The sequence below is a fragment of the Coprococcus eutactus genome (genome assembly GCF_001404675.1).
GTDB lineage: Bacteria > Bacillota > Clostridia > Lachnospirales > Lachnospiraceae > Coprococcus > Coprococcus aceti.
Map to the genome: position 1 here is coordinate 913,885 of NZ_CYXU01000001.1, position 12,258 is coordinate 926,142.

Below are 12,258 nucleotides of genomic sequence, written 5' to 3' on the forward strand. Positions count from 1 at the left end.
GAATATGCCACATCCGGCACAGTTGTGTATCAGAAAAATAGGAGGCTGTGCTAAAAGCTCCAACCTCCATTCTTCTCACTTACCGCTATATATTCCGGTCTGTTAATCCTCGTCTGCTCCGACGATCTTTACCTTTCCATGGTAAACTTCATCTACAGCGATGGATAATGGCTTCTTCTTTGGGTCTGCTGCCACCATAGGCTCCTGACCATCAATGATCTCTCTTGCTCTCTTTGCTGTTGCAAGAACGATTGAATATCTGCTGTTTACTACAGGCTGCTCACCTGGCTCAACCTCTGCATTTACTACTGACATTAAGTCTGTGTATGATGGATGTAACATGATATTATATCCCCTTTCTTATATGATTATTGAAATATTCTTCTAAACTGCTGTCCACTGTTATCCAGTCTAATTTATCAGAGTTTCTTTATCTCTGCAAGCTCTTCTTTTATTCCGGCTATATATCCAAGCTGATTATCTCTTCTGCAGCCATAGCTTCTGATGACTGAATCCACGGTGTGTATACACTCGTCCAGATCATCGTTGACTATGATGTAGTCGTACTTGTCCATGTCCTCAGCTTCCTCTGTGGCCTTTCGGAGTCTCTTGATTATGGTCTCCTCCGACTCTGTTCCTCTTCCTGCCAGTCTGCTCTTAAGCTCGCTTATGCTTGGAGCTGATATAAATATGAGAAGCGCATCAGGGAACTGCTTCTTGACATTGAGTGCGCCCATGACCTCTATCTCGAGTATGACGTCCTTGCCATCAGCAAGCTTCTCCTCAACATACTTCTTTGGAGTTCCATAATAATTCTCTACATACTGTGTCCACTCGATAAATCCGCCGTAGTCAATGAGATTCTCAAAATCCTTGCGATCCATGAAATAATACTCTCTTCCATCGACCTCACCCTCTCTCGGTGATCTTGTCGTCGCCGACACTGAAAGGTTATATCCAAAATCCGACACAAGTCTCTTGACAACTGTGCCCTTTCCAACTCCTGAAAAACCGGATATGACTATGAGCGATCCACGCTTTGTATTCTTATCTGCCATCATCATTACCTCTAAAAATTATGTACTCTATTCCAGATTCTGTATCTGCTCTCTGACCTTCTCTATGTCAGTCTTGAGCTGTATCGCCTTGTCTGACACATCAAGTGAATTGGCCTTTGAAAGTATCGTGTTCGCCTCTCTGTTCATCTCCTGTGCGATGAAGTCCAGCTTCCTGCCGACGCTTCCGCCATCCTCCAGAATCTTCTTCGTGCTGCTGATATGGCTCTTAAGCCTTACAGTCTCCTCGTCCACACATATCTTGTCCGCATATATAACGACCTCTGTGGCGATCCTGTTCTCATCTATAACAGGATTGTCAAGAACCTCTGTGATCTTGTCCGTGAGCTTGCGTCTGTACTCCTCCACAAGTTCAGGTGATATCTCCTCTATATAATCAACGGTAGCTCTCATTCCGTCAAGCTTGTCGATCATGTCCTTCTTAAGGTTCTCTCCCTCTGTTATCCTCGACTGCACGAACATCTTCGCAGCCTCGTCAAGGGATGTCTCTATTATCTTCCACAGCTCATCCTGGTCGACCGCCTGCTCCTCAACCGTGAACACGTCAGGGAAGCCTCCAAGCTGTGCAGGTGTTATGCTGTTCTCAATTCCAAAATCCTTGGACATCTCCTCGAAATATCCCATGTACTTCTCGGCAACGTCCTTGTTGTACTTCAGCTTGACATTGTCATCCGAGAAATCCTCGTATGTGATGAACACGTCAACCTTTCCTCTCTCAATATATTTTTTGAGATATGTTCTTATGTTTGTCTCAAAGAAGCTTATCTTCTTCGGGAGCTTTATATTGATGTCGCAGAATCTGTGATTGACTGACTTCATCTCTACAACTATCTTGTATGCATCAGTCACCCTCTCGCTGCGGCCAAATCCTGTCATGCTTTTTACCATATCTGTCTCCTAATATTCCCAGGTTATATGTTGTTTTCAATTACCTGATAACAGATAATATATTATACTTCACACCTGTTTAAAAATCAAATTATTTATTGTACTTCCTCTATTCCCGCAATCCTCGGCTCTGCAATCATCGAGTAATTCGTATGATATATTACAAATCCAGGCTTTGCCCCCGCAGGCTTTTTGATATTTCTGCGCTCGGTATAGTCTATCTCCACCTTCGGTGCCGTCCTTCCAGACGAATAATACGCTGCAAGTCTTGCCGCCTCCTCATATGTAGAATCAGGAAGTTCTCCCGCACCCTCAAGTCTCACGATGACATGGGAACCCGGCATCTTCTTAGCATGGAACCACATATCCCCACCATTTGCGAATTTAAATGTGAGCTCATCGTTCTGGATATTATTCTTGCCCACATACATATGGAATCCATCGCTGGATATGTAGTGCAGCGGTTTTGACTTTGCCTTTTTCCTGTCGCCCTTGCGTCCGTAATGTCCCTTTACATATCCGCAGGCTACGAGCTCCTCCTTGACCTGTGCCAGTGAATTCTCATCTATCGCCATATCAAGGAACGTCTGTACCGACTGAAGATGCTCCAGCTCACTCTTCGTCTCGACAGTGAGCTGTGTAAGTGCCTCATAAGTCCTCTTGAGCTTGTTGTATCTCGCAAAATATCTCTTGGAGTTGTCCATAACAGATATGGTCTTGTCAAGCGGGATCTTTATCATCTCGTTAGTATAGTAGTTGAGAGCCTCAAAACTGTCCGCTCCCTGTTCTATATTGTAACCATATGTGTTGATCAGTTCTCCGTACACACGGTACTTTTCCCTGGATTCAGTGTCCTTTAACTGAGCGAGCTGCAGGTCGTACTTCTTGCTCGTTCTCTCAATGGCATTCGAGACGATCTTTCTGAGATCCGATGACTTCTGTCTTATCCTTGTGACCGCACTCTTTCTGTAGAAATACTCATCAAGCACCTTTGAAATGTCATCCCTTGATTCTATGGTCTTGTCGCTGTACATCGACAGATGCACCGACGAGAACTCCACTGGAGTGTAACCGTCCAGTATGATCTCAGGAGTATAGTCCCCGTTCCTTATATCAGATACTATCCCGGCAAATTCATCATAAAGCCTTGCGACATCCGCCTCGCTCATGCTGTCCACAGGCATGTTGCCGTCAAGTCCTGCCCTGTAGGTTATCTCACTCGCCACAACCGGTGAAAATCCGGTTATGTTCTGGTATATCGCCTTTATGATATTCGTAGGGCTCGAGCTCACACGCTCTATGAAGTCCCCGCGCTCTATCTCAAGCGGGGATACCTTTCCTCCCGCCGGAGGATACTCATAAGTCCTGCCCGGAAGAACCTCCCTCACTGAGCTCACCATATGGGATATATGCTTTATGCTGTCGATGATGACATTCTCATCCGTGGCAAATATGATATTGCTGTGCTTACCCATGATCTCTATGATGAGTTTCTTTCTCTTTAGATCTCCAAGCTCGTCCAGATGCTCGATGACCATGACAACTATTCTCTCAAAGCCCGGCTGATACACATCAACTATCCTTCCGTTGTTGATATGCTTCCTGAGGAGCATACAGAAATTCGGCGCTGTCATAGGATTCTCCTTGGCGGACTGCTGAAAGTATATAAGCGGGAGGCTTGCATCCGCAGACATGAGCAACCTGTAATTCTCCCTGTTATTCTTTATTACTATGTTGAGCTCGTCCTTCTCCGGCTGATATATCTTATATATCCTTCCGTCGATGAGTTTCTCCTTCATGTCTCTTACCACATTGGATATCACTATTCCGTCAAACGCCATATCTGTCTCTCCTATATCCCTGAAAAAAGGCAGAAAATGCAAATTCATTCTCTGCCTCTTCCATATCTACTACCACATTACTGCTATCCTGATCCTACAGTGAATTGTAGAGATCCTTATATATATTCGCTGAGTTATACCATGAGTAATCCTGTCTCATGCCACGCTCCTGGATTCCATACCATGCCTCTTTGTTGTTATAGTACACTTCCTTTGCATAGTTTATGGCATTGAGGAGCTCATATGCATCATAATTAGCAAATGAGAATCCTGTTCCTGTACCCTCGAACTGATTATAAGCCTCAACTGTATCTGCAAGACCACCTGTCTCTCTTACTACTGGAACTGTGCCATATCTGAGTGCCATGAGCTGTGTGAGTCCACATGGCTCAAATCTTGAAGGCACGAGCATCACATCGCAGCCTGCATACATCTTATGAGATCTCTCATCTGAATAATAGATGTTCGCTGATACCTTTGCAGGATGTATTCCCTGATAATACTTGAACATGTTCTCGTACTTGCCGTCACCGGTTCCGAGGACGATGAACTGTACTCCGTCACAGCATATATCGTTCATGATCCTGTCAACCAGATCAAGACCCTTCTGGTCTGTGAGTCTGGATATGATTCCTATTACAAACTGATTCTCATCCTGAGGAAGTCCACATTCCTTCTGCAGTTCGATCTTGTTGATCTTCTTGAGCTGTCTGAAGTTATCCACGCTGTAGTTCTTATATACCTGTGGATCTGTTGCAGGATTCCATACCTCGTAATCTATACCGTTGACAATGCCCCAGAGTGACTGCCATCTGGCACTTAAGAGCCCGTCAAGTCCCTCTCCATAATATGGAGTCTGTATCTCCTTGGCATATGTGTTACTTACCGTTGTTATCTTATCTGCATATACAAGTCCGCCCTTAAGCATGGAAGCATCCTTCTGGATCTCCAGCTTGTCCGGTGTAAATACATAATCAGGGAGTCCTGAATACTCCTGAATGGTCTTTATATCCCACTTGCCCTGGAACTGGAGATTATGAATAGTCATAACAGACTTCATGCTTGTATAGAACATATCTCCTGCAAACAGAGTCTTGAGATATACAGGCACAAGTCCTGCCTGCCAGTCATGACAGTGAAGTATATCCGGCTGGAAACCGATCGATGGAAGGATCGAAAGCGCTGCCTTTGAGAAATAACAGAACTTCTCGATATCCCACTTTACATCACCATAAGGTGTAAATCCGTTAAAGTAATACTCGTTATCTATGAAATATACCTTGACACCCTCATACTCCAGATACATAACGCCAACATAATCATTCTTGTAACCGATGTCCATATAAAAATGCGTTATATACTGCATCTTCTCCCTGTACTTGTTCGGAATACAGAGATAATTCGGCATGATGACTCTCACATCATACTCGTTCTTATCAAATATCTTTGGCAGTGTTCCAACTACATCCGCAAGACCACCCGTCTTTATAAATGGCACACACTCTGATGCTATATATGCAACCTTCTTCATCAAATAAACCCTCCATAACATTTAGACATTAAATCCTTGTACATTATATCACACGGGTATCCATAATTCAATAAATCAGTGTATCTATATTGTTGCATTTGCCACATTCCGCTGATATACTTTTAGCATGCAGCCGCACGCAGATACGGCTGGATCACAATCCAGAAAACAGGAGATTTTCAATGTTAGACATCACCATCACCGAGACCAGGGACTTCGTGAAGAAGCTTCTGATGGACAATACATTTGACCGTTTTCTCGCCATGGAGGCATTTGTAAAAAGCGGGATAACATACAGCTTTGACGGAAGGGTAAACAAGGATTTCTATGACAAGGAGGAGCTGGAGCTCATGGCTTCCACATCCTACGCCTCATGGGAGTCCATAAAACCACATGTATATAATGTTATAAGAGGAAAGAAGCTGCCACTGAGCTTCAAGATAGTGCTCGTGCTCTCCCAGCCGGACATCATGGATATGCTTGAGAAGAACCATCTCACCATACCTGTATCTGATGTGGCAAATCTCACCTTGAACGTCTACTATGACGGCATGAGCATACAACTCACATCCATGGCGACCCAGAACATATTCACCATGGATAAGACCCTTGAGCATGTGTGGGATGCGGAGATCAGGGATTTCCTGAAGACTGCCGGAATATATTTCACCGAAAGCTGATTTTTTGAAGAAATTTAATATGATTTTTGAAGATCCGGCACCTCATCTGATGCCGGATTTTTTTACGCGCCGCCCCTGTTAGCACTCATTTTGTCTGAGTGCTAATTTTTTCTTGACTTTAGTTCCCAGCTGATTTATCATACCTTTTAGCCTGATGTGTCAGTGTACATTTCTATTAAGATTGAACACAGATCGGGGATGACACATCTTTCATTGAAAACCATTATATTTTAAGGAGATGTATACAATTATGAAGAACGGAAATTTATCGATCAACAGTGAAAACATTTTCCCTGTCATCAAGAAGTGGCTGTATTCAGACCACGATATATTTGTCAGGGAGCTTATATCAAACGGCTGTGATGCCGTTACAAAGCTTAAGAAGCTGTCTCTTATGGGCGAATTTGACGAGCCGGATGAGCCATATCGTATAGATGTGACCACAAGTGCCAACGACAAGACCATCACATTTACCGATAACGGTATCGGTATGACTGAGGAGGAGGTTGAGAAATATATCAACCAGATCGCTTTCTCAGGAGCCGAGGCATTCCTTGAGCAGTACAAGGACAAGGCAACAGAGGAACAGATCATCGGCCACTTCGGACTGGGCTTCTACTCCGCATTCATGGTTGCCGACAAGGTCACCATCGAGACAAAGTCATACAAGGACGGCGAGGACGCTGTATACTGGGAGTGCGAGGACGGCCTTGAATACTCCATGAAGAAGTGCATTAAGGCTGACCGAGGTACTACCATCACCCTTTATCTGAACGAGGACAGCTATGAATTTGCAAATGAATACAGGATCAAGGAGGTCATCGACAAGTATTGTTCGTTCATGCCTGTTGAGATCTACTACACCAACGCAGACGAGCCACAGGAAGATCCTAAGGATGCTACTGTAGACGTGGATGCAAAGGAAGTCAGCGACACAGCAGATAATGCTGAGGACAGCAAGGGCCCAGACGCAGACGATACAAAGACCGAGGAGAAGAAGCCTGAAGCTCCTAAGCCACTCAACACCACTACCCCACTGTGGGCAAAGCATCCAAACGACTGCACCGACGAGGAATACAAGGAGTTCTACAGAAAGGTATTCCACGACTACAAGGAGCCTCTGTTCTGGATACACCTGAACATGGACTACCCATTCAACCTGAAAGGTATCCTGTACTTCCCTAAGATCAATACACAGTATGACAACCTTGAGGGAACGATCAAGCTGTACAACAACCAGGTATTCGTCGCCGACAATATCAAGGAAGTAATTCCTGAGTTTCTCATGCTCTTAAAGGGATGTATCGACTGTCCTGATCTTCCACTGAACGTATCACGTAGTGCGCTCCAGAATGACGGATTTGTCAAGAAGATTTCAGACTACATCACCAAGAAGGTTGCAGACAAGCTGTCCGGCATGTACAAGACACACAGAGAGGACTACGAGAAGTATTGGGACGACATCAACCCATTTATCAAGTTTGGTTGTCTGAAGGATCTCAAGTTTCTTGACAAGATGAAGGACTTCTGCATCTACAAGAATCTTGATGGCAAGTATATAACTCTCCCTGAGTATCTTGAGGCAGGAAAAGAGAAATACGAGAACAAGGTATTCTATGTAACCGACGAGCAGGCTCAGTCACAGTACATCAATATGTTCAAGGCTGAGGGCATGGACGCGCTGATCATGACACAGACCATCGACAGCCCATTCATCACACTGCTTGAGCAGAAGAATGAGAATGTTCACTTCTACAGAATAGACGCTGAGCTCTCTGACAACTTTGTCGGCGAGGAGCTCTCCGAGGAGACTGCAAAGGAATACAAGGATAAGCTCACAGCTACATTTGAGAAGGCTCTCGACATGAAGAACCTGAATGTAAAGGTTGAATCCCTGAAGGATGAGAATACATCTTCTATCCTCACCCAGCCTGAGGAGACAAGACGTATGCAGGAAATGATGAAGATGTACGGCATGGCCGGTATGGATCCATCAATGTTCGGTCAGGGCGAGGGAGAGACACTCATCCTGAACAGCAACAACAAGCTTGTTAAATACGTTCTGGACAACCCTGACAGCGACAACACAGCTACGATCTGCTGCCAGTTATATGATCTGGCCGTACTTGCCAACCGTCCACTGTCAGCAGAGGCAATGACCAAGTTCATCGCAAGAAGCAACGAAATCCTTGGAATACTTACAAAGTAATATAATCTGTCTGCCGGTTTACGGCAGCAGATCCTAATGGATAACTAACACAACAAAAAGCAGCAGCCCGATATGTCTTTGATAGCATATCAGGCTGCTGCTCTTTTATTCTATTCCACTCCCTAGTGGGCAAGTATCTCCACTCCATGTTCTGTCATAACCAGTGTGTACTCCCACTGTGCCGATGGTGAGCCATCCTCCGTGTAGATAGTCCAGCCGTCATCTGCATCCTGATATACATCAGGGCCGCCCATGTTGATCATAGGCTCAATGGTAAACACCATTCCCGGAGCAAGCACATAATCCTTGCCAGGCTGTCCTATATGACTTACATAAGGCTCCTCATGAATTGCAAGACCTACTCCATGGCCGCCTATCTCACGGACAACCGAATAGCCCTGCTCCTGTGCAAATTTGTTGATGGCATATCCTATATCTCCTATGGTCACATATGGCTTGCTGCACACCTCAACACCTATATCAAGAGCCTTCTTTGTATCCTCTACAAGCTTCTTCCATGCGGGATCAACATTTCCCAGCATGAACATTCTTGATGAGTCTCCGAAATATCCCTTGTACTCTGTTGTACAGTCGATATTAACTATATCTCCATCCTGGAGAATAATGTCATCACTTGGAATGCCGTGGCATACCACATCATTTACCGATATACACACACTCTTAGGATATCCCTCATATCCAAGACATGCAGGAATAGCGTCTATGGACTTTGTATAGTTATAGATAAGGTCATCCAGCTCTCTGGTAGACACTCCTATCTTGACAAATGGAGTTATGTAGTCGAGCACAGATGTGTTGACCTTTGAAGCCTCCCTGATTCCCTCGATCTGCTCTGCGTTCTTGATCATCGCATGTGTAGGGATCTTGAATCCTCTGTTCTTCATATCCTCAAGCTTATCGTCAAGAGCCAGGTGACAGGCCTTGTATTTCTTACCACTTCCGCACCAGCACATATCATTTCTACCAAGTTTCATAATTAACCTCTTTCTTTATTGCATAATATTTTCATTACATACCTATGGTATTAGCCACAAATACTATAATACGTTTTTGAGAATAATTCCACATTTTAATATGATAAATATTGTCAATTATCCTCGTCTATCCCCAGATACCTGGCAACATATGTATAATACCCCGACTCTGTTATGTTGTCAGCTGCTGTAAATTTATCCGCGACATATAGCTGCATCGCAATGAAACTGTCATCCGATACCTCCGCACCCGTGTGGGATGTCAGCGTGTCCGTGACTGCGTTATATTCAAATGCATCCGTTATAAAGCTTCTGTCCGGGAACAGCACCAGTCCTGTACTGTCTGACAGGATATCCCTTCCTATGATGAGCCTCGAATCATAATCCACTCCCATGAAATTGAGCATGGTCGGCAGGATATCTATACTGCTGCACACCTTGTCAACTCTCACCGGCTTCTCCATCGACGCCGACCATATGACAAGTCTGCTCCTGTACGCCTCAAGACTGTTTCCAAAGTTCTCCCCTGCCAGTTCATCCACAACGTCCATATTGTCATACGGTACATGATCCCCCGCCAGGACGATAACAGTATTGTCCAGCAGCCCCTTCTTCTCAAGTCTATTCATCATATATTCAAGCATCTTTTCCATTTCGTACTGGGATGCCAGATATGCCTTTGTCGTATCCAGGACATAGTTAAGGTCACTGACCACAGCCTTGTTCTTCTCCGCCATGGAATTTGCCGCACCGTATCCATATGGCACATGACCGCTGACCGTCAGGTAGTACAGGTGGAACGGCTGCGTCTCTGTATACTTGTCAAATGTCTCCTCCATCATGACAAGATCCGACTGAGGCCACATGTCCTGCCCGTTCTCGTCAGTCTGGTACTCAAGCCCATTACCGCTGGCTATCCACTCGTATCCCAGCGCCGGATGGGTGATATTCCTGTCATAATATGTATAGTCGTTGTCATGGAATCCGTAACAGCTATAGCCGAGTCTCTTGAGCGTATTTGCCATGGAAAACAGCATGCCATTCTCATTGTCGGCAGCCCTGCACATACTGAGGTATGAACCGTTCTTAGTCGGGCTTCCCATCAGGTTTGCATACTCTCCGCCTAATGTTGAACCGTACCATAGCGGCTGATAGTAATTTTCAAAGACAAAGCCCTCGTCCGCAAGTTTTGACAGTGTAGGGAACAGACCGGAATCAAGCGCATAGCCTGAGAACCCCTCCGCAGTTATCCATATGACATTATAGCCCTCGAACATACCTGTATATTCATTCTTATTTGTCGGGGGTATATTTGCAAAATATTCGCTGAGCGATGAAACCGCATCATTTCCCGCAAGGTCATTTATGGCATCAAAATCCAGATCCAGGACATTCGGGGATGTGTCGATCACAACCTCCTCTGTGGTCGCTTCCGCGACATCCACCGTCTCGGTGGTAATCTCCTGCATCGTTGTGCTCTCTGTGGAGGCAAGTGAGTCGATATCGACCTCACCCCCCGAGGCAAAGTTTATCCTGCTCTGTGCTGAGCTCTTGCCTGCGATACCCTCTCTGACATCCACCACCAAACTCTCCATGACGCCGAGCTTTTCAATAGAGAGATCAACCGATGTATATTCCTTGTATAAATTGTACGGACTGTACACATCCGAGTCCACAGCCCACATCACAAACAGTGTTGTGGCATACACCAGAGCTGTTCCGGCGGCACCTATGAGGTTCACCCACCACCTTCTCCTGTCAAATGCCATAAATGTCCATATGCACACGATCATTATGAGCACCGGGACAGCCAGAAGAATAACGTCCACTATCTGTGCCTTTATATTGGATATGACCGTGTCCGCATTGTCCACAGCCTGATTGCCGAATTTTATGGTTCCAATAACAGACAGATAGTTGTTGAAGACCGAATGATATACGTACTGGGCGATGAAGATCACACCCGTAAACAACGTGAACAGCGTTGCAAGTATCTTATTGATGACCGGCGGAAAAAATCCTGTCAGCACGCCGAACACGCCTCCAGCCACCACCGCAAATGCTATTATAGCGGCTATGTTTCCATCATCCAGGCTGAAATTCATGCCGTGAAACAGCAATTCATAATACAGGATCAACACAGTGAACAGTATCCACCCCGACCATTTTCTGAAATATTCCCTTACATCCCCAAACATCGCCTTAAAAAACTTTATCATACGTTGAAATCTCCCATATAAACAAAAAAAATAAAGATATGGCCCTTAACTCCATATCTTTATTTTATATAATATTTTAAGACTTTTTACAATATTTTAAGATATATTATATCTACTTTACACCGTACTGATCGTAGTAAGCGTCGATAGCGGCCTTAAGGGTGTCATCTATGATAACTCTTCCCTTATACTCTCTGTTGTAAAGATGCTCCACTACCTCTGCCATTGTTACGATAGCTGTTGTCTTGATTCCGTAGTTCTCCTCGATCTCTGTCAGCGCACTCTTCTCGCCCTGGCCTCTCTCCATTCTGTCTACTGAAACCACAAGACCCATGACATCCACGTCGCCCTGTGCCTTGATGATAGGAAGTGTCTCCTGAATAGATGTTCCGGCTGTTGTGACATCCTCGATGATGACAACCTTATCGCCATCCTCTATAGGACTTCCAAGGAGTATTCCCTTGTCGCCGTGATCCTTTACCTCTTTTCTGTTTGAGCAATACTTGATGTCCTCATCGTACATCTCTGCTATGGACATAGTTGTCGCAACTGTGAGAGGTATTCCCTTGTATGCAGGACCAAATAACACATCAAAATCCAGACCAAACTCTGCATTTATAGCCTCAGCATAATACTCGCCAAGCCTCTTGAGCTGGGCACCTGTTCTGTAAAAGCCTGTATTGACAAAAAATGGTGTCTTTCTTCCACTCTTTGTAACGAAATCTCCAAACTTGAGTACGTTACAGTCAATCATAAATTCGATAAATTCCTTCTTGTACTGTTCCATGTCTCTGCGAATCCTCCTGTTTTCAGGCTTTT

General features: G+C 44.8%; 10 protein-coding genes. 2 read left to right on the plus strand and 8 right to left on the minus strand.

What is annotated here, in order from left to right; genetic code table 11:
• Window positions 1-102 precede the first annotated feature (102 nt).
• The 5 genes from rpoZ to glgA form a co-directional block, all read right to left on the minus strand.
• Window positions 103-342 (minus strand): DNA-directed RNA polymerase subunit omega, encoded by a 240-nt coding sequence (gene rpoZ, locus ARA78_RS03985; protein ID WP_015534811.1) that lies wholly within the window; start codon window positions 340-342, stop codon window positions 103-105.
• A gap of 77 nt (window positions 343-419) precedes the next feature.
• The gene (gene gmk, locus ARA78_RS03990) at window positions 420-1,058 is read right to left on the minus strand and encodes a guanylate kinase (protein WP_015534810.1); all 639 of its coding nucleotides are present in this window, start codon (window positions 1,056-1,058) and stop codon (window positions 420-422) included.
• A 27-nt stretch (window positions 1,059-1,085) separates the two neighbouring features.
• Window positions 1,086-1,964 carry a YicC/YloC family endoribonuclease gene (locus ARA78_RS03995; RefSeq protein ID WP_055280017.1) on the minus strand — a complete coding sequence of 293 codons (879 nt, stop codon included), beginning with the start codon at window positions 1,962-1,964 and terminating at the stop codon, window positions 1,086-1,088.
• Between the two features lie 95 nt (window positions 1,965-2,059).
• The gene (locus ARA78_RS04000) at window positions 2,060-3,805 is read right to left on the minus strand and encodes an Rqc2 family fibronectin-binding protein (RefSeq protein ID WP_055280072.1); all 1,746 of its coding nucleotides are present in this window, start codon (window positions 3,803-3,805) and stop codon (window positions 2,060-2,062) included.
• Between the two features lie 94 nt (window positions 3,806-3,899).
• Window positions 3,900-5,336 (minus strand): glycogen synthase GlgA, encoded by a 1,437-nt coding sequence (gene glgA, locus ARA78_RS04005; protein ID WP_015534807.1) that lies wholly within the window; start codon window positions 5,334-5,336, stop codon window positions 3,900-3,902.
• A gap of 182 nt (window positions 5,337-5,518) precedes the next feature.
• On the opposite strand from glgA, the gene ARA78_RS04010 reads away from it, so the two are divergent.
• Window positions 5,519-6,016: a DUF5721 family protein gene (locus ARA78_RS04010; protein ID WP_055144706.1), complete on the plus strand. Its 498-nt coding sequence runs from the start codon at window positions 5,519-5,521 to the stop codon at window positions 6,014-6,016.
• Between the two features lie 250 nt (window positions 6,017-6,266).
• Window positions 6,267-8,225, plus strand: coding sequence for a molecular chaperone HtpG (htpG, locus tag ARA78_RS04015; RefSeq protein ID WP_055280018.1), 1,959 nt, complete (start codon window positions 6,267-6,269; stop codon window positions 8,223-8,225).
• A 122-nt stretch (window positions 8,226-8,347) separates the two neighbouring features.
• On the opposite strand, the gene ARA78_RS04020 is transcribed toward htpG, so the two are convergent.
• The 3 genes from ARA78_RS04020 to pyrE all read right to left on the minus strand — a co-directional run bounded on the left by ARA78_RS04020 (window position 8,348) and on the right by pyrE (window position 12,226).
• A complete protein-coding gene (locus ARA78_RS04020) occupies window positions 8,348-9,220 on the minus strand; it encodes a methionyl aminopeptidase (RefSeq protein ID WP_055273503.1) in 873 nt (290 codons plus the stop codon).
• Window positions 9,221-9,333: 113 nt separating this feature from the next.
• On the minus strand, window positions 9,334-11,439 hold the full coding sequence (locus ARA78_RS04025) for an LTA synthase family protein (RefSeq protein WP_055280019.1): 2,106 nt from the start codon (window positions 11,437-11,439) through the stop codon (window positions 9,334-9,336).
• Between the two features lie 112 nt (window positions 11,440-11,551).
• Entirely contained in the window at window positions 11,552-12,226 is a 675-nt protein-coding gene (pyrE, locus tag ARA78_RS04030; RefSeq protein ID WP_055224141.1) for an orotate phosphoribosyltransferase, read from the minus strand.
• Window positions 12,227-12,258: the final 32 nt, after the last annotated feature.

Excerpts from the sequence above, each read along its gene's own strand:
- rpoZ (WP_015534811.1), bottom strand. The coding sequence starts at position 342 with ATGTTACATCCATCATACACAGACTTAATGTCAGTAGTAAATGCAGAG.
- pyrE (WP_055224141.1), bottom strand. The coding sequence starts at position 12,226 with ATGGAACAGTACAAGAAGGAATTTATCGAATTTATGATTGACTGTAAC.
- ARA78_RS04010 (WP_055144706.1), top strand. The coding sequence starts at position 5,519 with ATGTTAGACATCACCATCACCGAGACCAGGGACTTCGTGAAGAAGCTT.
- ARA78_RS04020 (WP_055273503.1), bottom strand. The coding sequence starts at position 9,220 with ATGAAACTTGGTAGAAATGATATGTGCTGGTGCGGAAGTGGTAAGAAA.
- ARA78_RS03995 (WP_055280017.1), bottom strand. The coding sequence starts at position 1,964 with ATGGTAAAAAGCATGACAGGATTTGGCCGCAGCGAGAGGGTGACTGAT.
- ARA78_RS04025 (WP_055280019.1), bottom strand. The coding sequence starts at position 11,439 with ATGATAAAGTTTTTTAAGGCGATGTTTGGGGATGTAAGGGAATATTTC.
- glgA (WP_015534807.1), bottom strand. The coding sequence starts at position 5,336 with ATGAAGAAGGTTGCATATATAGCATCAGAGTGTGTGCCATTTATAAAG.
- gmk (WP_015534810.1), bottom strand. The coding sequence starts at position 1,058 with ATGGCAGATAAGAATACAAAGCGTGGATCGCTCATAGTCATATCCGGT.
- ARA78_RS04000 (WP_055280072.1), bottom strand. The coding sequence starts at position 3,805 with ATGGCGTTTGACGGAATAGTGATATCCAATGTGGTAAGAGACATGAAG.
- htpG (WP_055280018.1), top strand. The coding sequence starts at position 6,267 with ATGAAGAACGGAAATTTATCGATCAACAGTGAAAACATTTTCCCTGTC.